At 55.8% G+C, this 21952-nt stretch carries 26 protein-coding genes and 1 riboswitch; of the genes, 8 read left to right on the top strand and 18 right to left on the bottom strand.

All coding sequences use genetic code 11. From position 1 onward, the window contains the following. Positions 1 to 199 precede the first annotated feature (199 nt). On the bottom strand, positions 200 to 496 hold the full coding sequence (locus tag L1N82_RS01460) for a hypothetical protein (protein ID WP_235285569.1): 297 nt from the start codon (positions 494 to 496) through the stop codon (positions 200 to 202). Between the two features lie 408 nt (positions 497 to 904). Here L1N82_RS01460 and L1N82_RS01455 point away from each other — a divergent pair, with 408 nt between their 5' ends. After that, positions 905 to 1126 (top strand): DUF2905 domain-containing protein, encoded by a 222-nt coding sequence (locus L1N82_RS01455; RefSeq protein WP_235285568.1) that lies wholly within the window; start codon positions 905 to 907, stop codon positions 1124 to 1126. A gap of 60 nt (positions 1127 to 1186) precedes the next feature. On the opposite strand, the gene L1N82_RS01450 is transcribed toward L1N82_RS01455, so the two are convergent. From L1N82_RS01450 to L1N82_RS01430, 5 genes are read right to left on the bottom strand one after another with little or no spacing between them, the layout of a single operon-like run. After that, on the bottom strand, positions 1187 to 2029 hold the full coding sequence (locus L1N82_RS01450; protein WP_235285567.1) for a TatD family hydrolase: 843 nt from the start codon (positions 2027 to 2029) through the stop codon (positions 1187 to 1189). Positions 2030 to 2047: 18 nt separating this feature from the next. Then, the gene (locus tag L1N82_RS01445) at positions 2048 to 2824 is read right to left on the bottom strand and encodes an ABC transporter ATP-binding protein (RefSeq protein WP_235285566.1); all 777 of its coding nucleotides are present in this window, start codon (positions 2822 to 2824) and stop codon (positions 2048 to 2050) included. Next, positions 2821 to 3603: an ABC transporter permease gene (locus L1N82_RS01440; protein ID WP_235285565.1), complete on the bottom strand. Its 783-nt coding sequence runs from the start codon at positions 3601 to 3603 to the stop codon at positions 2821 to 2823. The genes L1N82_RS01445 and L1N82_RS01440 overlap by 4 nt, the downstream gene beginning before the upstream one ends. After that, the gene (locus L1N82_RS01435) at positions 3593 to 3895 is read right to left on the bottom strand and encodes a thiamine-binding protein (protein WP_235285564.1); all 303 of its coding nucleotides are present in this window, start codon (positions 3893 to 3895) and stop codon (positions 3593 to 3595) included. Before L1N82_RS01435 ends, L1N82_RS01440 begins: the two co-directional genes overlap by 11 nt. Before the next feature lie 58 nt (positions 3896 to 3953). Continuing rightward, positions 3954 to 5021, bottom strand: a complete 1068-nt coding sequence (locus L1N82_RS01430; RefSeq protein ID WP_407946664.1) for an ABC transporter substrate-binding protein — start codon at positions 5019 to 5021, stop codon at positions 3954 to 3956. Between the two features lie 149 nt (positions 5022 to 5170). Then, a riboswitch (TPP riboswitch) is annotated at positions 5171 to 5292 on the bottom strand. A gap of 148 nt (positions 5293 to 5440) precedes the next feature. Between L1N82_RS01430 and L1N82_RS01425 the strand changes: the two genes are divergently transcribed. Beyond that, on the top strand, positions 5441 to 6376 hold the full coding sequence (locus tag L1N82_RS01425) for an NAD-dependent epimerase/dehydratase family protein (RefSeq protein ID WP_235285563.1): 936 nt from the start codon (positions 5441 to 5443) through the stop codon (positions 6374 to 6376). Positions 6377 to 6413: 37 nt separating this feature from the next. On the opposite strand, the gene L1N82_RS01420 is transcribed toward L1N82_RS01425, so the two are convergent. The 3 genes from L1N82_RS01420 to L1N82_RS01410 are packed head-to-tail and all read right to left on the bottom strand — an operon-like array spanning position 6414 to position 8298. Then, positions 6414 to 6824, bottom strand: a complete 411-nt coding sequence (locus L1N82_RS01420; RefSeq protein ID WP_235285562.1) for a hypothetical protein — start codon at positions 6822 to 6824, stop codon at positions 6414 to 6416. 23 nt (positions 6825 to 6847) lie between these two features. Then, the gene (locus tag L1N82_RS01415) at positions 6848 to 7909 is read right to left on the bottom strand and encodes a glycosyltransferase family 4 protein (RefSeq protein ID WP_235285561.1); all 1062 of its coding nucleotides are present in this window, start codon (positions 7907 to 7909) and stop codon (positions 6848 to 6850) included. Positions 7910 to 7962: 53 nt separating this feature from the next. Next, positions 7963 to 8298, bottom strand: coding sequence for a hypothetical protein (locus L1N82_RS01410; protein ID WP_235285560.1), 336 nt, complete (start codon positions 8296 to 8298; stop codon positions 7963 to 7965). A 193-nt stretch (positions 8299 to 8491) separates the two neighbouring features. Between L1N82_RS01410 and L1N82_RS01405 the strand changes: the two genes are divergently transcribed. After that, positions 8492 to 9124, top strand: coding sequence for a DUF1796 family putative cysteine peptidase (locus L1N82_RS01405; protein ID WP_235285559.1), 633 nt, complete (start codon positions 8492 to 8494; stop codon positions 9122 to 9124). A gap of 64 nt (positions 9125 to 9188) precedes the next feature. On the opposite strand, the gene L1N82_RS01400 is transcribed toward L1N82_RS01405, so the two are convergent. From L1N82_RS01400 to L1N82_RS01390, 3 genes are all read right to left on the bottom strand, one after another. Continuing rightward, complete coding sequence (locus tag L1N82_RS01400; RefSeq protein WP_235285558.1) at positions 9189 to 9380, bottom strand: hypothetical protein; 192 nt, start codon at positions 9378 to 9380, stop codon at positions 9189 to 9191. 11 nt (positions 9381 to 9391) lie between these two features. After that, a complete protein-coding gene (locus tag L1N82_RS01395) occupies positions 9392 to 10606 on the bottom strand; it encodes a glycosyltransferase family 4 protein (protein WP_235285557.1) in 1215 nt (404 codons plus the stop codon). A gap of 164 nt (positions 10607 to 10770) precedes the next feature. Beyond that, a complete protein-coding gene (locus L1N82_RS01390; RefSeq protein ID WP_235285556.1) occupies positions 10771 to 11172 on the bottom strand; it encodes a hypothetical protein in 402 nt (133 codons plus the stop codon). Positions 11173 to 11416: 244 nt separating this feature from the next. Here L1N82_RS01390 and L1N82_RS01385 point away from each other — a divergent pair, with 244 nt between their 5' ends. From L1N82_RS01385 to L1N82_RS01375, 3 genes are read left to right on the top strand one after another with little or no spacing between them, the layout of a single operon-like run. After that, entirely contained in the window at positions 11417 to 11785 is a 369-nt protein-coding gene (locus tag L1N82_RS01385; protein ID WP_235285555.1) for a hypothetical protein, read from the top strand. 15 nt (positions 11786 to 11800) lie between these two features. Next, positions 11801 to 13066, top strand: coding sequence for a DNA polymerase IV (locus tag L1N82_RS01380; RefSeq protein ID WP_235285554.1), 1266 nt, complete (start codon positions 11801 to 11803; stop codon positions 13064 to 13066). Next, positions 13063 to 13428 carry a YolD-like family protein gene (locus tag L1N82_RS01375; protein ID WP_235285553.1) on the top strand — a complete coding sequence of 122 codons (366 nt, stop codon included), beginning with the start codon at positions 13063 to 13065 and terminating at the stop codon, positions 13426 to 13428. Before L1N82_RS01380 ends, L1N82_RS01375 begins: the two co-directional genes overlap by 4 nt. A 51-nt stretch (positions 13429 to 13479) precedes the next feature. Here L1N82_RS01375 and L1N82_RS01370 read toward each other — a convergent pair whose 3' ends face one another. Further along, on the bottom strand, positions 13480 to 14904 hold the full coding sequence (locus L1N82_RS01370; RefSeq protein WP_235285552.1) for a DUF2515 domain-containing protein: 1425 nt from the start codon (positions 14902 to 14904) through the stop codon (positions 13480 to 13482). A 218-nt stretch (positions 14905 to 15122) separates the two neighbouring features. Here L1N82_RS01370 and L1N82_RS01365 point away from each other — a divergent pair, with 218 nt between their 5' ends. Beyond that, positions 15123 to 15791 (top strand): SOS response-associated peptidase, encoded by a 669-nt coding sequence (locus L1N82_RS01365; RefSeq protein WP_235285551.1) that lies wholly within the window; start codon positions 15123 to 15125, stop codon positions 15789 to 15791. Positions 15792 to 15907: 116 nt separating this feature from the next. Here L1N82_RS01365 and L1N82_RS01360 read toward each other — a convergent pair whose 3' ends face one another. The 5 genes from L1N82_RS01360 to L1N82_RS01340 form a co-directional block, all read right to left on the bottom strand. Continuing rightward, the gene (locus L1N82_RS01360) at positions 15908 to 16195 is read right to left on the bottom strand and encodes a stage VI sporulation protein F (RefSeq protein ID WP_235285550.1); all 288 of its coding nucleotides are present in this window, start codon (positions 16193 to 16195) and stop codon (positions 15908 to 15910) included. A gap of 80 nt (positions 16196 to 16275) precedes the next feature. Further along, the gene (gene recG, locus L1N82_RS01355; protein ID WP_235285549.1) at positions 16276 to 18330 is read right to left on the bottom strand and encodes an ATP-dependent DNA helicase RecG; all 2055 of its coding nucleotides are present in this window, start codon (positions 18328 to 18330) and stop codon (positions 16276 to 16278) included. 8 nt (positions 18331 to 18338) lie between these two features. Next, positions 18339 to 19196: a DegV family protein gene (locus L1N82_RS01350; RefSeq protein ID WP_235286132.1), complete on the bottom strand. Its 858-nt coding sequence runs from the start codon at positions 19194 to 19196 to the stop codon at positions 18339 to 18341. Positions 19197 to 19229: 33 nt separating this feature from the next. Further along, complete coding sequence (locus L1N82_RS01345) at positions 19230 to 21038, bottom strand: DAK2 domain-containing protein (RefSeq protein WP_407946663.1); 1809 nt, start codon at positions 21036 to 21038, stop codon at positions 19230 to 19232. An 11-nt stretch (positions 21039 to 21049) separates the two neighbouring features. Next, positions 21050 to 21409 (bottom strand): Asp23/Gls24 family envelope stress response protein, encoded by a 360-nt coding sequence (locus tag L1N82_RS01340; RefSeq protein WP_235285548.1) that lies wholly within the window; start codon positions 21407 to 21409, stop codon positions 21050 to 21052. A 239-nt stretch (positions 21410 to 21648) separates the two neighbouring features. On the opposite strand from L1N82_RS01340, the gene rpmB reads away from it, so the two are divergent. Then, entirely contained in the window at positions 21649 to 21837 is a 189-nt protein-coding gene (gene rpmB / locus L1N82_RS01335) for a 50S ribosomal protein L28 (protein ID WP_235285547.1), read from the top strand. Positions 21838 to 21952: the final 115 nt, after the last annotated feature.

Raw genomic sequence — 21952 nt, 5'->3', positions numbered from 1 at the left:
CATTCCTCCTCTCTGCTCAGCTTATGACTCTGCGGGCTAAGCGGAGTGGGCGGCCGCTGCCGTGCCATACTGTTGTAGAGGAACATGACAAAAAAACTCCCGGAGAGCGAAATCCGCTTGATGGACTTACGCACCCCGGGAGACCCGGCTGTATTTGCTTAAGAGTATCTATAATGGCCTGCTTAACCAAGCGGCGCCGCTATTCTTCTGTCGACGATTGCGTCGGGTCAGCTCCCGGCTTGACCATAATAACCTGCTTGCCTGTATAGGCTACATCATAGCCTGCGGACTCTCCAACCATTCGAACCGGCGCATAGCTTCTGCCGTCTACAATGAGGACCTTGCCAGATGGCTCATATTGGATGACCAGATCCTTCTCTCCCTGGATCTTCTTGCCGACAAAACTTGTTTCGGCGCCAAACGCGCTAAGACTGAAGCTGAGTGCTGCCCCAACCAAAATGCCGACGAAGAGATAGCCCTGTTTCTTCATTATCATCTATACCTCATCTCTGGTAATTAATGTCGTTTCCTGTTTATAAGTTTATCACGCATTAGGCCAGCCTGTCACCGTTTTCCCCTAATTTTCGCACTTGAAAGGCAGCTTCTTCCAAAAGGTTCATGACCTGCTTGGCATATTCAAGCAGCACCCTGCCCTGTACAGTCAACCTGACAGACCTGCCGCTCCAATGCTTTCATATGCACACCCCGCTCGATAGAGATCCCGATCACTCTTTAATTGATAAAGATTATCATTATCGATGAAGTGTGTCAACGTCATGCATTGTACTGTACTGCTTGCTTCCGGCCATACCACTGTTCCATAAATAACGAGCCTCTTCAGCCAGGCTTGGCATTGCCATGCTGTTTCGGCTATCCTTAGTACAAAAAGGAGAGGATGATCATCATGAATCAGGTGCCTAAGCTGTTAATGATTCTCGGAGCCATTCTCTTTGCTGCGGGGCTACTCTGGATGCTCGTCGGCAAGTATATTCCTCTGGGCAGACTGCCGGGTGACATTGCCATCGATAAGGAAAATATGAAGTTTTACTTTCCGATCGTTACCTGCATTATTATCAGTGTCGTGCTGTCCCTTGGAGCCTACCTGTTCCGCCTGTTCCTGAAATAGCCGGGACAGATGGACGGCAGCTGTTATCCCTGTACGGATAGGCCGCCGTCCGAATAACTGTCATCCGATTCCGTAAAATGCCTTCGTGCCCTGCAGCAGCAGCGCGGCCGTTTCGGGAAGCGGCTGACCCTTCAGCGCCGCAATTTCGGCGACCACATCGGCTGCCATAGCCGGCGACGTCCGGCGCCCCGCATACTGTCCTTCAAACGGCCACGGCCCGTCTGTCTCGACCATCAGCTGCGTCAGCGGGTAATGCCGCACCAGCTCCTGAATTTCAGCTTCGTAGCGGACATCGGGCGTGATGGACACATAGTACCCCGCCGCGGCCATCCTCTCGACAGTTTCAGCAGGGCCCTTGAACCAATGAAAATGCGCCTTTCTGATTCCGTAGCGTTCCAGCAGGTCGCAGGCTTTCGCCGCATCCTCATAGACGGCATGCAGCACAACAGGCCGGTCCAGCTCGGCCGCAAGGCTGATGAACCGTTCAAGCAGCTGCAAATAAGGCCCTTCGTCGAAAATTCCCCCCGCCGCTTCCGCTTCTGTCCGTCTGTAATAAGGAAGGCCGACCTCCCCGATCGCAAACGGCTCCCCCGCCTGGTGAAGCCTCCGAATCCACCCTGTAAGGCGTTCTATCTGCTCTTCATCCGGGACCGCCTGCTCCGGATGATAACCATAAGCCGGCATGACCTGTCCGGGATTTGCGAGCGCCAGCTGCCGCGTTATCCTGCAAGACTCCGGATTCATAGATACCGCTACGACTGCCTCTAAGCCGGCTGCCGCAGCATGCTGCAGCAGCCCGTCCCGCTCCTCATCCCCGTATGCGTCCAAATGAATGTGCGCATCAATCCATGCAAAGCCGGCATTCATCCGCCCTGCTGCCACTGTGCACTCCCCCTTCGCCATTACATTCTCCTGTCGGCATCAAGCTTGACCCGCCCCTCCCGCTCCGTTCGCGGGCTTAAGAAGCTCATAGATCTGCTCCTTCATTTCGTTAAACAACGGCGTACTCCACAGCCGCTCATCACGCGGCCTGTCAAATGGCACCGGAATCTGCTCCAGCACGGAAGCAGGCTTGGCTGACAGCACCACGATCCGGTCAGACAGCAGCAGCGCCTCCTCTATACTGTGGGTAACGAGCAGCACTGAGCGGCGGTTCTCTTCCCAAATCGACAGCAGCCACTGCTGCATCTGCATCCGGGTCAGCGCATCGAGGGCGCCGAACGGCTCGTCAAGACACATCAGCCGCTGCGGGCTGAGCAGCGCGCGGATGAACGAAACCCGCTGCTGCATCCCGCCCGAGAGCACATGCGGATAAGCATCCGCATATTCACCGAGGCCCACGCGGGCCAGCCACTGCCTGGTCTCCTTCCGTGCCGCTGCCTTGGGAACTCCGCCAATCTCCAGCGCCAGCTCCACGTTGGCGGCTACCGTGCGCCATGGCAGCAGTGACGCCTGCTGCGGCATATACGCGATATGTCCGCGTTCTCCGGTCACCTGCCTGCCCGAGATCATGATATTTCCCGCCTCCGGCCTCATCATGCCGCCAATCATCTGAAACAGCGTGCTCTTCCCGCTGCCCGAGGGACCGAGCAGCGCGACAAACTCGCCTTCGGACACCGTGATAGACACATTGTCCAGAACCGGGATGCCGCCAAACTGCTTGCTTATATTGCGTATGTCCAGCGCATGCTCTGTCATGGCTGCAGCCCCCCTCCTTCTCCCTGCGGCTTCCACCTGACAAACCAGCGCTCGGCCGCAGCCACAAGCCCATACAGCAGCAAGCTGAACAGCACAATAATGCCGGTTGCCGCGAGCACCCGCGCTGTGAAGAAGCCGCTTGCCGACAGCTTGATGAAGTAGCCAAGGCCGCTCTTCGCCCCAAGCCATTCGGCTACTATCGCGGATGTTACACTGTAGGCGGCCGCTATTTTCATGCCGGAGAACAGGTAAGGCACCGCCCCTGGCAGCTCCAGGCGCCGGAACATCGTCCATCTCCCCGCCCCGATCATCGCCAGATAGTTGGCTAGCCTCGGATCACTTTGACGCAGGCCGGTCATCATCGCCACCGTTATAGGAAAGAAGCATACAAGAACAATGAGGACGATTTTCGGAAGCTCGCCGAAGCCGAGCCAGATCATCAGCAGCGGTCCAAGCACGATTATCGGAATATTTTGTGACAGAATCAGCATCGGGGACAGCCCCCTGCGCGCACCAGGGAGCAGATGCAGCAGCATCGAGAGCACAATCCCCGCCGCCGTGCCCAAAAACAGCCCGAGCAGCGTCCGCTGTGCCGTCGCCAGCGTGTGCTCCACAAGACGCGGCCATACCTTGTCCGACAGCGCTTCCTGAATAACCTGAATGGGCGAAGGCAGAAGATAAGGCTTGATGCCGCCGTACATGACCACGCCCTGCCAGGCAAGAAGGAAAAGGAGGATGACCGCCAGCGGCGGCCATCCTCTGCGAAGCTTACTGCCCATCAGGGTACTTCTCCAGCAGGCGGCCCATCGAAGCGCCATCCTTCGGATTGTAGTACAGCTTGACCTGGGAAATGACCGACGGACAGCCCATTTCTCCCATTGCTTCATTCATATCCTTCACAAGCATCAGCAGCACGTCCATTTCGCCTTCAATGGTAGTCTCCAGCGGGCTAACGCGATACGGCAGGCCGGACGCCTTGATGATATCAATCGCCCGGTCTACGTAGGGAATAACATCCTCGCCGCCAGGCGTTCGCGGAATAATCTGTATACTAAGCAGTGCATTTGCCATTGCCCCATCTCTCCCTCTTCCATCTTCTTACACGCCGGTACACGGCGCAGCACGCCCCTTATTCAGGCAGGAACTCGTTCGTAAATGCCTGCTCCGGATTAAATTCACCCTCCAGCACGCCGTGCTCGGTCATCCATTCGGCGTAGCCCTGCCATACCTCCAGCTTCTGCTCGCCCCAGCGCGCGGCATCATCCTGGTATTTCGGGCTCAGCCACTTCTGGCTGGCGCGAACCAGCTCGGCGTTCAGATCCGGCTCTGCGGCAATCAGAATGTCAGCTGCTTCCTCCGGATTCTGAATGGCGTGGAGGTAGCCTTCCGAGGCACCTGCCACGAATGCACGCACAAGGTCCGGGTTGTCGGCAATAAGCTGCTCGCTCGTTGCCAGCACCGGCGTATAATAATCCAGCTTGTCGCTGTAATCGGTCAGGTAGACCATGTTCAGCTTCTCGCCGCGCAGCTCGGCTTCAACGCCTGTCCAGCCGTAATAGATCCACTGAAAATCGATGTCCCGCTCAATTGCTGTGAAGAAGTCCGCGTCGCCTACGCTGACGATCTCGACCTTCGACACATCGGCGCCCTCCTGCTGCATCAGGGAATCAATTACGGCCTCCTCCACCGGCGCTCCCCATCCGCCATAGGTTTTGCCTTCAAAATCCTTCGGCGACTTGATATTCAACGCTTCCGGCGAAGCAAAGCCAGACGTATTGTGCTGAATGACGGCCGCAACCGACACGACCGGCACCCCGTTGGTGCGTGCCATCGTCAGCTGCTCCTGATAGCTTACGCCGAATTCCGCGCTGCCTGTAGCAACCATCTGCTCGGCTCCGCCTTCACCCGGCTGAACAATCTCTACATCAAGGCCGTGATTGCGGAAGAATCCCTTGTCACGCGCCACATACAGGCCTGTATGATTCGTATTCGGCGTCCAGTCCAGCACGACACGCACCTTGGTCAGAGGCTTGTCCGCTTCCTCCTGCTGCGCATTCCCAGAGCCTGTATTCTCTCCGCCCGCATTACCTCTGTCCGAATTCCCGCCGCTGCCGCCGCCGCAGCTTGTTAGCAGCAGCATTAACGCCGTCAGCGCAAGACCCCATTTCATTCCCTTAAGCTTCTTTCCGTTCAGCATGTTGTTTCCCCTCTCTGTCTTTATAAGCTTGTCTTCAACAACTCCTGCGCAAAAAAAGACGCCCCCCCGATCCGGGAGACGCCGTGTTCACGTATTCATTCAGGAGACTGCGGCCGCGAAAGCCTTCTTCGCATGCGGAAGCCCTGCGGCGGCTGTACCGCCATCTTTCCTACGCTGGCATTACCCAGATCAGGTATAAGGGTCGGTATCATAGTCATGCTCTCTCGGGATACCCTCTCAGCCGGCCTGCCCAGCTCCCCTGGTTGCTGCATTCAGTTGTTGTCATGCCCTATTATAACAAACCATTCGAAAAAATCCACATGCCGCTGATATTTCCTGCCCCCTGGACTTACGCTCACGCGTGGCAGCGGCACGCCGCGTACGATAAAGCAGAACCAGGAAGGGAGCTTTCAACCATCATGAAAATGCCAGGCAGAGCCATCGTAACCGGCGGCGCAGGCTTTATCGGCTCTCATCTGACCGATGCCCTGCTTGCCGCCGGAACGGAAGTTCATATAATCGACGATTTATCATCCGGTGACTGGCTGCGGGCGAACCCGAGGGCGCGTCTGCATCAGCTGGACGTATGCAGTCCGGAGGCCTGCCGTACAGCGGCAGCCATCAAGCCCGACGTTATTTACCATCTGGCCGCACAGGCTGATGTGCAGCGCTCCATCCAGAACCCCGGTCTTGATCTCTCGGTTAACGTCCAGGGCACCATTAACATGCTGGAAGCCTGCCGCTTGGCCGGCGGCTGCAAGCTCGTCTTCGCCTCCACCTCCGCTGTATACGGCGATCTTGCAAAGGATATCCTTACCGAGGATGATCCGGCCAGGCCAATCTCCTTCTATGGGCTGTCGAAGCTGACGGCCGAGCACTATATCCGCCTGTACGCCCGCCTGTTTGGCGTTCCGTACACCATTCTCCGTTACGGCAATGTATTCGGTCCCCGCCAGACAGCCAAAGGGGAAGGCGGAGTGGTTGCCGTCTTCATGGACCGGATAGCCGCAGGCGATCCGCTTGGTGTGAACGGGGACGGCGAGCAGACCCGTGATTTCATCTACGTTGCCGATATCGTTCAGGCCAACCTGGCCGCCGCATCACAGGGAGACGGTGAAACGCTGCATGCCAGCACCGGACAGCCGACCACAGTCAATACGCTGATCCGGCTGCTGGACCGCCTGCATCCTGCGGGCGTCAGCGTGAAGTACCGCCCGGCTAAAGCCGGTGATATACGCCACAGCTGCTTATCTGCGGACCAAGCAGCCGCCAGTCTCGGCTGGAGCCCCGCATATTCCTTCCCGCAGGGGGTTGAGGAGACCTACCGTGCCCGGCTGAACGCCAAGCTCCGCTAACAAGAAGCAGCCTTGATCACTGCCTCCGGGCCAGCAATCAAGGCTGCTCTTTTGTGCTCCTTCCTGCAATCCCGACCTTTCCCTCCAGCTGGAAAGGTCCTTTAATCCGCGCCCGGCCTTCAGCCGACCGTACCGTGAGGTAGAAATGCTCAGCAAATCCGCTGGCCTTTACCGTGAAGGAATCCGATGTTTTCGCCTCTTGGAAGCAATTTTCCGTCGTCCAATAAACGACTGGCCCAACCTTCGAGCCGTGCCGTACGGCAACCTCCAGCTCCCCGGTATCCCATTGCACCGGCCTTTCCCAGCCGATCTCCATGCGCAGCATAATCTGCTCTCCCGGATTCACCGGGAACAGCGAAACCGATGTCAGCACAACTTCTGACCTGCCTATATCAAACACCGGGAAGCTCCCCGCCGGCGCCTCCACCTTATGATAACGCTGAATCACAAGCAACACTGCCCTTCATATGGTTAAATGGTTTGCAGCATACCAAGAAAATGCCTTCCGTATGCCATAGAATCAAAATGCTGTCTGACATGCTGCTGGGCTCCTGCCCGTATCTGCTCCCGCAGCAGCGGATTCTCCATCAGTTCACGCGCTTCCCAGACTGCATGCGCGATGTCGCCAAGCTTATAAAACTTGCCCGTCTGGTTATGGTAGATGGAGGTAGAGACCCCGTCGGAATTGGTGGAAAGGACCGGACAGCGGCAGCTCATCGCTTCAAGCACCGCATACGGCGCTCCCTCTACCTTGGATGTTGAGCACAAAAACCCGCCCGAATCGCCCACCATCGAGAAGTACTGCTGCATCTCCGCATGCGGCACATTCGAACGGACGGTCAGCCTCTGCTTTAGCCCCAGCGTATCGACCAGCCGGACAAACTGTTCCTTCTCGGCCGGAATCGCCAGGTTCGGGTCTTCAAACATCCAGAGCTGCAGATTGCTGTACACAGCGCTCAGCTGGTGGCCAATATGCAGAAACTCCCGCCAATTCTTGTTATCTTCGATTCTGCCCAGCCAAGCGATAACCGGCGCTTCCGCCTTCGGGCCTGGACGGTAGGTGAACTGGGCGGCATCAAAACAATTGTTAAACTGGAATTTCGGAATATGCGGATACAGCTCCTTGAACAGTGCACTGATATGCGGCGTCTGCGGGTTAAGAAGTGCGGAGGCATGGGCATTGATGACAGGCATTGCGGCAGTCAGCTGCTGCCGGGCCACCTCCTTCGGGCCGTATCCCTGAATTTCAAGTATGAGCTTACCGCCGAAGCCGAGCACCCGCAGCCTTTGCAGGCTTATATGATCGGTTGTAACCACAATGGCCTCGTAGTTCCCAGAATCCAAAATGTGCTTGATCGCGATATCATTCCTGGTTACATGAACCGGAAAATCAGCCGCGTTCTGCAGGCCTGCACCCCACCCGTAGTAAAGGCATTCCGCATGGACGCCAAACTGCCGCAGCAGCCGGCAGCGCTGCCTGTTTAGCGTATCAACCCCGCCGCTCGGCACGTAATAAACGAACAGTACTTTCATCGTTCCTCGTTCCCTCCCTTGCCCGTGTGGTCGCGTGCCACTCCTGTACGAAGCTAGTGCATCCTCGTAAAGTCATCCTGTGTGAACACGGCTACAACAGCCCCTTGATCCTTGACATGCGCCGCGATGCCTGTGGTATGAAAGGTATGGTAATTCGACACCAGGAGCAGGCTGAAAGGCGAGTACTGCGTCACCAGCCCCGGAATGCTTATAGCCGCGCCAACCGGCACATGAATGAGCCCCACATGGAATACCCCCTCCGGCTTATAGCCGTGGATCAGCATTTCAAACGATTCGCTCCCTATATTGGTAATGGTCAAGTCCACACTCTCAATATAACGGGAGTCCACCTTGGTATTCGGTGCGGCCTCCAGACGAAATACGGACATGCTGTCTCTCCTCCCGCTTGCATTCTCCTACATCGTATGCTTCGTCCGCGCGGGCCGAAAGGGCATACCGTCAGGTCCAGTCACCCATATCCGCCAGGCAGGCCCCATCTGTCCATGCAAGCCGGCCGCCGCCATCATTATATAAAGCAGGACTATTCCGCTTGCAAACAGGAAGGAAAGGAGAGAACAATCTATGCAGCTGAAACCATTGAAAGGTACGTATGACGCTGTATTCAGCCTCGGACACCTGTGCATCGCAGGTATTCAGCTGGAGAAAAATGGGCTGCGTCCATTCGCGGGTCCGCTCGACTGGATGTCATCGCCAAGCTTGTCTGATGTAAACCGGCTCCTTGCCAACCGCTTTGCCCGCTTTATGGATTATCCTCATCTCGTGCTCGCCGGCCAGGCCAGCGACAAGCTCTACCTGGTGAAGGAAACCGAGTACAACGTCTATTCCAATCATGACTTTTTTACGCATAACAATTTCCCTCCGCACTTTGCCGCTTATCCGGAGATCAAGGCTAAATACGACCGCCGGGTGTCACGCTTTCTTGCCAAGTGCTCGTCGAGCCGGCGCATGTTGTTTATCCGGACAGAGGGCACGTACGAGGAGGCAGGAGAGCTAGAGAAAGTGCTCGCAAATCTTGTAAGAGGAGATTTCCGCGTGCTGCTCGTCAACCATGCTCCTGTCGAAGGCATCACACCGCTTAACTGGCCGCTGCGCCATGTTACAGCCGTCCAGCTTCCGAACTCCAGCGACATTCTGACGGGCAACAGCCGCTATTGGACAGAGCTGCTAAGCGGCATCCTGGTTACGTCGGGGTGAGGCATTCAACCGTCAGAACCCAAACAGAGGGCGCCCCTATCGGCAAGCCCTCTGTTTGGGTTCACTATATGGTCGCACGCTTCGCAGTCTGCTTCAGGGAAAGGACCGGCATATCCGGCACCGTATATCCCTTCGGCAGGTTTGCGAAAATCTGATTCCAGTATACATAATCCACAAGCTGCCCGGGTGTACTGGTCTGGACAGCAAAAATCCGGTTGTACAGATCCCCCATCACCATAAAAGCTCCTTGCTGCATCCGTTTACCCCCTATCGTCCGTGTCGCACATTGTCATATACAGTCAGCAGCCGCTCCATCATCCGGTCCAGGGACCAATGCGATTCCGCCCACTGCTTCGCATTACGCCCAAGCTGCTTCCGGTAGTCATCATTCTCCAGCAGCACAGCAAGCTGCTTGGCCAGCATCCGGGAATCGCCTGCCGGGCTCACAAGACCAGTCCTGCCGGGCTCTACCATCTCCGGTAATCCGCCTGCTGTCGATAACAGTGTGGGAACACCTGAGACCTGAGCCTCCATGACGGAGAATGGCTGGTTATCCTGAATACAGGAATGGACGAAGATGTCCGAATGCTGCAGCAGTGCAGGCACATCGTCTCGCTGTCCAAGGAACAAGACCTCCTCATGCAGAGCAAGCTTCGCCTTCATCCGCTCCAGTTCCTGCCGCTGGTCACCGTCTCCGACAATCCAGCATACCCAGTCATTTCGTGTCTGCTTCAGGATTCCAAGCGCGGCCAGCAGGACATCAACGCCTTTTACAAACACAAGCCGCGCTGGACAGATGATTACCTTCTTGCCCGGTGGCCTGCGGTATGGCGTGCCAAGAGAGGCCTTGCGGCGGAATGTCCGGGTGTCGAGACCATAGGGAAACACGTCAATGCGCTCCTCAGGCACACCGAACTGGTGTACGAGAAGCCGCTTTTGCCACTGGTTCGCCGTCACGGTTCTTTTACCCGAAGCTGCTCCGTGATGCTCAAGCGACTCAAAGTATTTCCAGGCCGGCGAGTTTTCCGTCACGCCCAGCTGCGGATTCAGCTGAAAATGCAGCATATACTCTACCGCCACCGAACCATGCACATGAGCTACCAGAGGCGCATCCGGCTTGATCCTGCGGATCGCCCGGGCCGCAACTACATCCTGCGCATGAATGATATCGTAGCCCTCAACGCCTATGCAGGCCGCCCCCAGCTCGAAGCAGTAGCGCTCCAGCTCGTAGAAGCGGATGACAGGGTCCTGAAGCTGCGGATAATGCGCGCTGTCAAGCTTCTTCTCCAGCAGCGGCAGCAGGACTGATTTCTGTATCTCCTGATTTCGCGTCACGTTATGGATCTTGCTGTTGCCTGGACCATGGCCCAGCATATCCACCGTATGTCCCCTTGCTTCCAGCTCCCGTCTTAGCTGCTGCATGTAGTTCCATACTCCGCCCACATGGGGCACAGCCCAAAACGTGCAGAGCAGAATGTTCATACCTCACGTCCTTTCTCACCGCCATGCGGTCCTGTTACCAGTAGTACACTATATTAGCCTCGCTCTTGCAGGGGCACGACGGTTGAACCCTTAGCCGGCCCAAAATGTCATGTCCGCTATGTAGGAAGGGCAAGACCCTGTCAAGGGCCTTGCCGGACCGAAAGTTAGTCCGAGTATCCGGCTGCCGTGAAGCTGACCGGACCAATAAGACCCACTGCTCCCGGACCGCTGACTGTTAATTCAACGCGGTAGAGATGGAAGGCTGCGGGAGGCAGATAATCTGCGCCTGAGAACGACAGAAGCTGGTTCACGCCAACGTCAAAGTTTTCGATAGCTTGGTAGATTGGAACGCCATCTCTGTAGACAGTAGCCGTCAGGCCCACGATTCCGATTGTAACATCGAAGCCTGCTGTGAAATCAAAGTGTACCTGGGTGTTGCTGCCTGCCCCCGTCAGATTTAATCCAAGTGTCGCTACTGTAAGTCCGGCAGCTGGAACAGGCGTAACGGTTGCTGTCGGGAAGCTGCGGGCCTGGCTCATCTGAGCATCAAGAAAACGATTTGCCATTGAACATTCATCTCCTTTTGGTTTGATAATGTATCTTATGAGACAGGTTTGTTCAGGGATTGGACGGGCCCCCCGGTATCCGCCTGATTTTAGTAGAAAAGGCCGTTATCTCATAGATTGCTAGAGCCTCTCTTCCTTAGAATGAATCAGCTTACATGTCATACAGGTTTTTCCGGTTGCATAGGGAACAGATGTTCGTTATATAATAAGAACGAAACCGATGCCCGGCTGGAGGTTGGTCAGCATGTCCTCGTCTCCCCTGCAAACTGAAGAAGAAATACAGCTCATTAAGGAATATATCCTCCTTCCCGTCATGTTCGATGTGCTCGAGCGGGATATCCAGACGATGGATACACTGCGCCTGAAACTGCCCCACTTCTATATCCGCAGCCTGCAGGCGGTTCAGAAGACCGTCCTGATGCGGCAGATCGCCCTTCGGAAGGAGCTTGCTCGCCGCGGGATGAAGGTTATTCACGAGGAACGGCGGACGGCCTGTCTGCGGGCCCGCTACCTGTGCCGCGGCTATGAGCATAAGATGGATTTAATCTGGGAGATTGTGAAGGCCGAAATCGAGGTGGCGCTGGCGGCGCATTTTCAGATCAGCGGTGATTAAGGAGGTGGGATTAGCATGGGTGCAAAGGGCAAGCGGATTATTTTCCTGGCGGACTGCCAATCCTTCTATGCTTCGGTCGAAAAAGCCGCCAATCCGGCTTACCGCGGCAAGCCGCTCGTCGTCTCGGGAGACCCTTCCCGCAGGAGCGGCATTATACTTGCCGGATGTCCGCTCGCCAAATCAGCCGGCATTGTGACCGGCGAGGCGCTCGGGGAAGCACAGCGCAAGTGCCCCGGCCTGATCGTCATGAAGCCGCGGATGCAGACGTATATCCAGGTATCCCTGCAGATTACATCGATTCTCGAATCTTATTCCGAGCTGGTCGAACCGTTCAGCATCGATGAGCAGTTCATGGACGTCACCGCCAGCCTCAAGCATTTTGGCTGCTCAGCTACCGAGCTGGCGGCACATATTCAGATGCGGATTTTTCATGAAACGGGCATTTACATAAGGGTGGGCATTAGCCATAACAAGATTTTGGCGAAGATGGCCTGCGATAATTTTGCGAAGAAGAATGACACAGGGATATATGAGCTGACAGCCGCTAATCTGGATGAGCTCTGGCAGTGCTCTCCCCACAAGATGTTCGGCGTCGGCAGCCGCACAACGAACCATCTGGCCCGGATCGGCATCACCACCATTGGCCAGCTTGCCCGGACACCGCTCCCCGAGCTCAAACAGCGGATGAAGCGGTATATGAAGAAGAACTGCGATATATGGAGCGAGGTGCTGTGGCGTACGGCGAACGGCTATGACGATTCACCGGTTACGCCGGACGCCTTCAGCAGGCAGAAGGGAATTGGGCGGCAGACGACGCTGCCTGTCGACTACCGCAAGCCGGAAGACATTGATGTCATCCTTGGGGAGCTTGCCATGCTCATCTGCCGGCGTGCCAGAGCCAAGGGGTACATGGGCAGCGTCGTGCATGCCGGCGCACAGGGAGCGGATTTTGACCAGCCGGGCGGCTTCTCCCGCCAGATCAAGGTCGCGGAGCCAACCAACATTACCCGCGAAGTCTATGCCGCCGCCCGGCAGCTGTTCGACCGGCACTGGGACCGTCAGCCCGTACGGAAAATCTGGCTGTCGCTCGACCAGCTGCAGGATGATTCAGTTCACCAACTCTCCCTCTTCGGTGACCGGGAGAGAATCATGCAGCTCGAATCGGTTATGGATGAACTCCAGGATGCCTTCGGACCGGCGGCCGTATTCTATGGCTCGTCCCTGAAGCAGTCCAGCCAGCTGAAATTTTTGAACGCCAAGATCGGAGGACATTACAAATGAAGAAACTGACAGGCAACGGTCTTTGGGAATCCTCCCGCATGATGCTGTTCGAGCATCGTGATTCGCTGCTCGACCGGAAAGCAGGCAAGAAGAAGAAGCGACGCCCGGAGCTCGATGAGCAGCATATGGAGGCTATCGCTGAGCAGATCAGCACCGCCTACACAGGCGGACAGACGCTGCACGCCACGCTTTACGAAGAATACGGGGAGCGGCAGCTCAGCGGAACCGTTACAGGGGTGGATCCCCTGCGCCAAAGAGTGCGGCTTGGCGACACCTGGATTCCCGTTGCGGACATTCTCGAAGTACGTACAGACGATGGTCCGGAGGATGATGTGGAAATTGATGTGAAAGAGTCTACCTAGAGTGGTACGGCCCTGAGCCTAGATGCATGTCCCCGGGCATCCCGCTGCCGGCTAAAGCCGGGAGCGCGCCACTCCAATTTCCTGAGCTGTCAATACAGCCATCTCGACCTTGCTTAGACCAAAGCCGTATTCATTCGTCATTTCAAAGCTGAGCGGCATACGAAGCTCCCCCAAGTGAGCGGTTACCGCTTCCGCAGCAGAGGCAGTGAACCAGTCTCCCGGCTCTGCCGGGTCAGCGGTACAATCCGGCCAGGCATCCGTAAGCCTTGGGCTGTACAGCGGCTCAGCCTGCGGGCGAAGCCTGAGGCCGGACAGGCGTTCCCGGTAAGGGCGCTGCGGGGGGCCATGACGCAGTGGAGCGAACAGGTGAGGCGCGTAATCCGATCGGGAGCCAGTATGTCTGATCTGCCGCGCAAACCGGTGTACGCCCTCTCGCACCTCTGGAATACCAAACAGCATGGCGTACAGCCGTTTGCCAAACTCGATCCTCTCCTTCAAGCTGCCGAAGCTTTCCAATACAAGTCCAGCGAGCCGCAAATCCGAACCCGCCTGGCGCCCGTTCTGCTTTTCCAGATAAGCTGCAGGATCAAGATGGTAAGGAAAGACCACCTGGTTCAGCTGAAGCAGCGACTGCATGCCGAAGAACAGCGTGCCAAGGACCTTCTTCTGATAATAGGGATGCTGCACAACCCTTTTCTCAATTACATGCTGCTCGTTCACGATAAGAGAAACCGTCAGCGGCACCGGATCCCTGCGGCGCCAGAACTGGGCCCAGACCGGCTGCATAAAGCGGGAGACCCCGAAGGCCGGAAGCAGTCGCGACAAATCCCGTCCGTACCGCTGGCTTGCCTCATACAGCAGGAGCTGCGGATAAGCATCTCCGAAGATCAGCCAGTTGGCCCGCTCCAGAAACTGGAATGTCGGTTCACGCTTATCCAGTCCCAGCAGCCGGGGAAGCCATTCCCCTTGCAGATCCGTCATATTCCAGCCGCCATTGCGGGAAACCATGTGAGCCAGCATGGCCCAGTGAAGCTCAGGGCAGCGCAAATACACCGCCCGGTATGCTTCCGTCCGAGTGACATTGTTCCGGTTGTGACGCTCAGTCTCCTCACGAATCCGGTGAATGATCGCGTCATAGGCGTCACCCGGCAGGTCCGGCGGGTACCCCAGAGAGGCAGAAGAGCCGTAACCCGCTTCCTCTGCTGCGGGGGTGCCGAGCGGAGCAGCAGCTTCCAGCCAGGCGGACGGGGATGCCTGACCAGGCAGAGTCATCTGTTTCCAATAAGCTTCCAATTCCTTCACCGCTGTTCTGTCCAGCTTAAGAGGCTCAGCAGCCTTGGTCATCGCATGAGAGGCGGACATGCCTTTCCATTTTCCAAGCACATAACGGCCAACCGCCTGCGGCCAGCCTGTCAGCCGATCCATCCAGCTGGAACGTATCCGCTGTCTATTATTTCGCTTATTGAATCCGTTCACAAGTATAGGTCCTCCCTTCCAGCACTGCAGCTGTCAGCCTGCCTTAAGCTTCTATAACCAGTATCTACCTTCAGCCTATTCTTAAACGTACCGGGGGGTGAAGCAGCCGGCTGGCAGCACGCACCTCTGGTTTAAGGCCTTTCGGAACCGTATACTTAACCTATAGAACTCTTTGTCCTTATACGGGCAAATTTTATTTTGGCAGAGGGGGAACAACGATGTGCGGCAGGTATACGATAACCGTGACACTCGAGGAGCTGATGGCCCACTATTTAATTGAAGAAAGTCGCTTTCCTCGCTACGAGCCGAGATATAACATCGCGCCCGGTCAGCTCATTCCCGCTATCATTCATGACGGTGAACGCAATCGTCTGGGCGGACTAAAATGGGGACTGATCCCCCCTTGGGCAGAAGATGAAAAAATTGGAAGCCGCATGCTTAACGCCCGCGCCGAAACAGCCGCTGTGAAGCCCGCCTTCAGACATGCGCTCCGTCAGAAGCGCTGCCTGATACCGGCAGACGGCTTCTACGAATGGCAGCGGCTTGCCCGCGCCAAGCAGCCGATGAGGATTGTCAAAGCAGGCGGCGGCCTGTTCAGCATGGCCGGCCTGTATGAGTCCTGGACCGCTCCGGATGGCCGCAGAGTGAGCAGCTGTACCATTCTGACTACGGAGCCGAATGAGCTGATGGCACCAATCCATGACCGGATGCCTGTTATCCTGCACCAAGAGGATGAATCTCTTTGGCTGGATCGGCAGATTCAGCGTCCTGAAGCCCTGCAGCATCTGTTCAAGCCCTATCCCGCGGATCGGCTGGAAGCCTACCCGGTCAGCCCGATAGTCGGCAGCGTGCGCCAGGATGACCCATCCTGTATTGAACCGCTTTGAGAGACGAACCCGTCCATGCATATCCGTATTATTCGTGGCACACAAAAGCCGCTTGAGCGGCACCCTACCGGATGGCCGTCAAGCGGCTTTAATGTCATGAGAACATGCGGTTCTATTCAGCGAAACATGCTCCACAGCTTTAGGAGATGAAATGTATTATTCGGATCAATCTTCTGACCGAGTACGAAAGCTGCCATCTGCTCCTGCTGTGTCTCGCTCAACGGCTCGTTAAGAACAGCCGCAACTGAACGGATCAGCCGCTTTACCTTAGCCTTATCCTGAAGATCCGCTTTGGTCAATCCCTGCAGCAGCGCCTTCACGCGCTCCTTGGCAGCCGGATGCTTCATCTTCATCTTAACGCGGCCGACCAGTTCAGGCCGAATGCCATACTTTTGGTAACTCAACTTGGGGCACCTCCATCCGATTTCACAGGCAATCTGTAAAAGGATATGCGGTCCCAGTGCCATTGTTGCCTGCAAGCCCCTTAATCAAGCAATTCGCCCTGAAAAATCTGATCCCGCAGCAAAATCTGATGGAGTGGCGCATAATCCGGCCGCTCCCAAAAATCAGGCTGCGCCACCATCTCGGCCGCGTCATCGCGCGCCGTCTCCAATACTGCAAAGTCAGCCGCCATATCCGCCACTTTAAACTCCGGCAGCCCGCTCTGCTTCGTACCAAAGAAATCCCCGGGGCCCCGCAGCTCCAGATCACGGCGAGCCACCTCGAAGCCATCGTCGGTCTCCGTCATGACCTGCATCCGCTCCCGCCCCGTCTCCGATTTGGGGTCAGCAACCAGCACACAGAACGATTGATGGCCGCCGCGTCCAACCCGGCCGCGCAGCTGATGCAGCTGGGAGAGACCGAACCGCTCTGCATCCATGATGATCATCAGCGTGGCATTCGGTACGTCGACGCCCACCTCGATGACCGTTGTCGCAATCAGAACATGCGTCTCTGCTTCACTGAACTGCCTCATGACCTCCTCCTTCTCAGAGGCCGGCAGCCGGCCGTGCAGCAGGCCAACCTGCAGGTCCGGGAAGGCCTGCTGCAGCTGGATATGCAGATCAATGGCATTCTGTACATCCAGCTTGTCTGATTCCTCGATCAGCGGGCAAATCACATAAGCCTGCCGGCCCTCCCCGACTTCACGCCGGATGAAACCGAGTACCCGGTCCAGCATCTCATGCTTGACCCAATATGTTTTGATCGGCTTCCGGCCCTGCGGCCGTTCCTTAATAGTTGATACATCCATATCACCGAACGCAGTAATAGCCAGCGTACGCGGAATCGGCGTCGCCGTCATAGTCAGCACATCGGGATTCATGCCCTTACGCCGCAAGATGCTCCTCTGGTTGACACCGAATCGGTGCTGCTCATCGGTTACTACCAGCCCGAGGCTCCGGAAGAATACATCCTCTTGTATAAGTGCATGGGTGCCGACCACAATATCGATCAGCCCCATCTGCAGTCCTGCAAGTATTTCCCGGCGCTTGCGCTCGCCAAGACTGCCGGTAAGCAGAGCAATCTGAATACCGTATGAACTGAACAGCTTGTCCAGCGTCCGGCTGTGCTGCTCGGCCAAGATTTCGGTCGGCACCATCAAGGCCCCTTGATGACCAGATTTCACGGCAGCATAGAGCGCAACCGCAGCAACGACTGTTTTACCAGAACCCACATCCCCCTGAAGCAGCCGGTTCATACTGTAAGACTGCCGCATGTCGTACATAATCTCATTGATGACTTTCTTCTGAGAATCGGTCAACTCGAAGGGCAGTCCCTTAACGAAGGACCGGATTGTTTCATTATCCGTCGTATGTACCACCCCATCCGCCCTGCCTCGTGTCTGCGCACGGAAGGCATGCAGCTTCAGCTGGAACAAGAAGAGCTCCTCATAGACCATACGGCGTCTGGCCGCCTGGCCCTCCACGGCATCACCCGGCAGATGCATACGCATAACAGCTTCCCTGCGAGGGACAAGATCGTATTTGGAGGTAAGTACATACGGCAGCACCTCCGGAATCATAGCACCGTACTGCTCCAGAGCCTGTCTTATTATTTTCCGCATCCAGCTCTGGGTGATAGCGCCGCCTACCGAATAAACCGGCTGCAGTGTTCCTGTCTTAGCCGTCCCCTTATCGGGAAACTCGGAATCGGATACGGTAATCTGCCTCCGGTTCTGATCCCATTTGCCCGTAATGGTGATCTCCCGTCCCGGAACCAGCTGGCTCTGCAGGAAATTGCGGTTAAACCATACGCCAGTCAAAAGTAAATGGTCTACTGCCACTCTGCAGGACAGACGGGACTTCCCGCGCCCATACCGCTGCAGCGAAGGCGAACTCATAATTTTCCCCTGGACAGTAGCTTTCTCCCCATCCTTCACATCCGCCAAATCCCTTACCCGGTAATCCTCATACCGGAATGGAAAATAGTCCAGCAGATCAGCTACGGTCTGAATGCCAAAGGCGTGAAGCTCTTGTTCCTTCTGAGCGCTCACGCCTTTGATCTGCCGGACGGCAATCTCATGTAATGCCGTCGTCATATGAATCCTCACACCTTATAAGCGAACACGGCTGCTGTACCAGGACCGACATGCGTCCCGATAACGGCGCCAATTGTCGTATAATTAACTTCCTTGACGTTAAACCGTGCTTTAATCAGACTCAGCATCTCCATCGCAGGCGCTTCATCACTCGTCCAGGCCATTACCACATTAAGCTCAGCACCCGCGCCGAAATCCCGTTCGAGCAGCTCCATAATGCGCAGCATCGCCTTTTTCTGGCCGCGCACTTTATCAACTGGCGCCACGAAGCCTTCATCATCAATCGTCAAGATCGGCTTAATATTCAGAATGGAACCGAACAAGGCCGCAGCCCTGCCAATCCGTCCTCCCCGCTGTAAATATTCCAGCGTGTCCACCAGAAAATACAGCTCGAGGCTGGCGGCAATCCGGTCGACCTCCGCCAGAATCTCTTCCTTCGAGCGGCCTTCTCGGGCCATCTCCGCAGCGCGGACGACCAGAACACCGAAGCCGGAAGAGGCAGACTTTGTATCGATTACCGTAATATCAGCATCGCGCTCGAGCAGCGACTTGCCCAGCACTGCGGATTGATACGTGCCGCTGAACTGGGAGCTTAGATGAAACGAAATAATTTGTGCCTCCGGGTCCTCAGCCAGCATCCGTTCAAAAGCCTCCATGAATTCGACCGGCGACGGCTGTGACGTAGTAGGCAGTGCGGGTGAGGCTGACAGCATCTTATAAAATTGCTCCGCTTCAAGTGTCACCGCATCCTGATAGGACTCTTCACCAAACAGCACCTTAAGGGGTACCATCTCAATTCCCAGCTTCTCACGAACCTCGCGAGGCACATCGGATGTGCTGTCTGTTACAATTTTCACTGCACACATAGGAAAGCTCACTTCTTTCTTCCGGCTGAGCCGTTATTCAACTGCTATCAGATACGGATACAGCGGCTGGCCGCCAGGATGAACCTCAAGCTCCGCATCCGGAAATTCCGCTTCGATCCAGATAGCCAGCTCGTTCGTGTCCTGCTCGGCAGCATCCTGCCCGGTCAGAAGCGTAATCAACTCTCCGCCATCCTTCATCATGCTGCTGAGCAGGACCCGGCATGCCTCCTGAAGATCTTCCGAACTCGAGACGATCTCCTTCTCCCGAATCCCGATATAATGACCCTCGCGTATGGTCAGGCCATCCATAACCGTATCGCGTACCGCCAGCGTAACCTGACCGGACTGCACATCCCCGGCAGCCTTCGTCATACGTTCTGCATTGCTCTCCGCCGATTCATCCTCATTAAAGGCCAGCAGTGCAGCCAGCCCTTGCGGAATCGTCTTGGTTGGTATGACCGTTACACTGCGCTCGCTGAGCTCAGCTGCTTGCTGGGCAGTCAATATAATATTGGAGTTATTAGGCAACAGGTAAATATGTTCTGCACTGAGCGAGTGGATAGCTTGTACGAAATCCTCCGTACTCGGATTCATCGTCTGCCCTCCGGACAACACTACATCCACATTATTACCGCTGAATATGTCCGAAATGCCCTGGCCCATTGCTACTGCGATAATACCGAACGGGGCAAATTCATGCACCTCTTCGGGAGGTACTCCTTGTACGGGCACCCCTCCGGTCAGCACTTCTGGGGCCGCCCATTCCGGCATGGCTCCGGCCGTGCCGGAAGCGACGCCCGCTTCGTCAGTCTGTTCTTCAGGTGACATGCCTTCATGCTCCAGCAGATCCCTGTGCTGCTCCCTCATATTCAGAATCCGGATATCGGTCAGCTCCCCGTAAGGCAGCGACAGATTAAGCACATCTCCCGGCTTGCGTGAATGAACATGCACCTTAATGATGTCGTCATCGGCGATGACAATAATAGAATCTCCGTCCTTGGCGAGGGCACGTCTGTACCAGGATTCGTCAAACTTCATGGCATTGATGCTGCCGAGCCGCCGGTTGATGAAGAATTCCATGTCGTACAGGAATTCAATGGACTCCGTTTCCAGCCTGGACTGGGCCGTTGTACCTGCCTGCGGTTGTTTGGAAGCTGTTCTCTGCGGTATGGCAGCCGGAGCAGGCGCCGGTGCGGCAGCCTCCTTAACAGGAAGCTCGACATGTATACCGGAAAGACTTTCTACAAATCCTTCATATATAAATACAAGGCCTTGTCCGCCTGAATCCACTACACCAACCTGCTTGAGCACCGGAAGCATATCGGGTGTTCGCTGCAGCGCCTCATGAGCCTTGGCATGAACCTCCTGCATTAGCTGGGGCACATCTGCCGTACGCCGTGCAATTGTGACCGCATGCTTGGCCGCCTCCCGGGCAACCGTAAGAATCGTTCCCTCAACCGGCTTGACAACCGATTTATAAGCCATATCCACACCCTGCTGAAGAGCAGCCGCGAATTGAACGGGGCTCACCTCATCCAAGTTTGCCACACCGCGCGCAAACCCCCGAAACAGCTGAGACAAAATAACACCCGAGTTGCCTCGCGCGCCCATAAGCAGCCCCTTGGACAGCGCCTCCGCCGCCTTTCCGACAGAATCGGAAGGTCGGGCACGTAGTGCCTCTGACCCGGACCGCATGGTCAAATTCATATTCGTGCCTGTGTCCCCGTCTGGGACAGGGAATACATTTAATGCGTTAACGTGCTCCGCGTTACGCTCCAGATGCTCGGCGCCTAAGAGCGCCATCCGCATAAAATCCGTTCCGTTAATAAAGCGCTTACCCACCGGATAACCCCCTACCGAGATACACGTACGCCTTGGACAAAAATATGGACGTGGTCAGCCTGCAGGCCCACCACTTCATTCAGCACATATTTAACTTTAGATTGAATATTGTGCGCAACTTCCGATATTTTGGTTCCGTAGCTTACGATGATGTACAAATCAATATGAAGCTGCTCGTCTTCCCGGCGGACTTCCACACCACGGGACAGGTTCTCCCGCCCAAGCAGCTCGGCGATGCCGTCCTTCAACTGTTTTTGGGACGCCATTCCGACAAGTCCATAACATTCCATGGCTGCAGATCCGGCAATCACGGAGATTACCTCGTCTGTTACGTTAACGTTTCCGAGCGCGGTATTGAACTGCAATGGCATGGAAGATCACTCCTTTGTATATGTATTATGGACTAATCCCCATTGTACTATAAAAAAAAGCGACATTGAAGTCTTATCCGCTCTTTGACTTCATTTTTCTACGGTTTACTCATTCTGGCTGGCTGCTGCGCGCTGTTATCATCTTTCAAGAAAGATATAGTGGATTTTCATAATCTGCTGTGATATGATATTCAAGTGTTTATTTGCAGCGGTCTCTAGCTTTGAAGGAGGTGTATTTCATGTCTCGCAAGTGTTACGTATCAGGCAAAGCGCCGGGTTCGGGCAACCACGTTTCCCACGCTAACAACAAGAACCGCCGTACTTGGGGCGTTAACGTCCAGAAGGTTCGCATCTTGGTTGACGGCAAGCCGAAGCGCGTATGGGTAAGCACCCGCGCTCTGAAATCGGGTAAAGTTACTCGCGTATAATGGTTTTTGCACGCCATAGACAAAAAGCACCTGACTCGTTCAGGTGCTTTTTATTTGCACGACGCGGCCGTTGGGTAGCTTTCATCGTTCCGGCCTACGGCCGTCGGAGGAAAGG

The organism is Paenibacillus tarimensis (assembly GCF_021532315.1).
Classification (GTDB): domain Bacteria; phylum Bacillota; class Bacilli; order Paenibacillales; family Paenibacillaceae; genus Paenibacillus_I; species Paenibacillus_I tarimensis.
The sequence above is the reverse complement of the archived record's forward strand: the minus strand, read 5'-3'. Positions and strand labels throughout refer to the sequence as shown.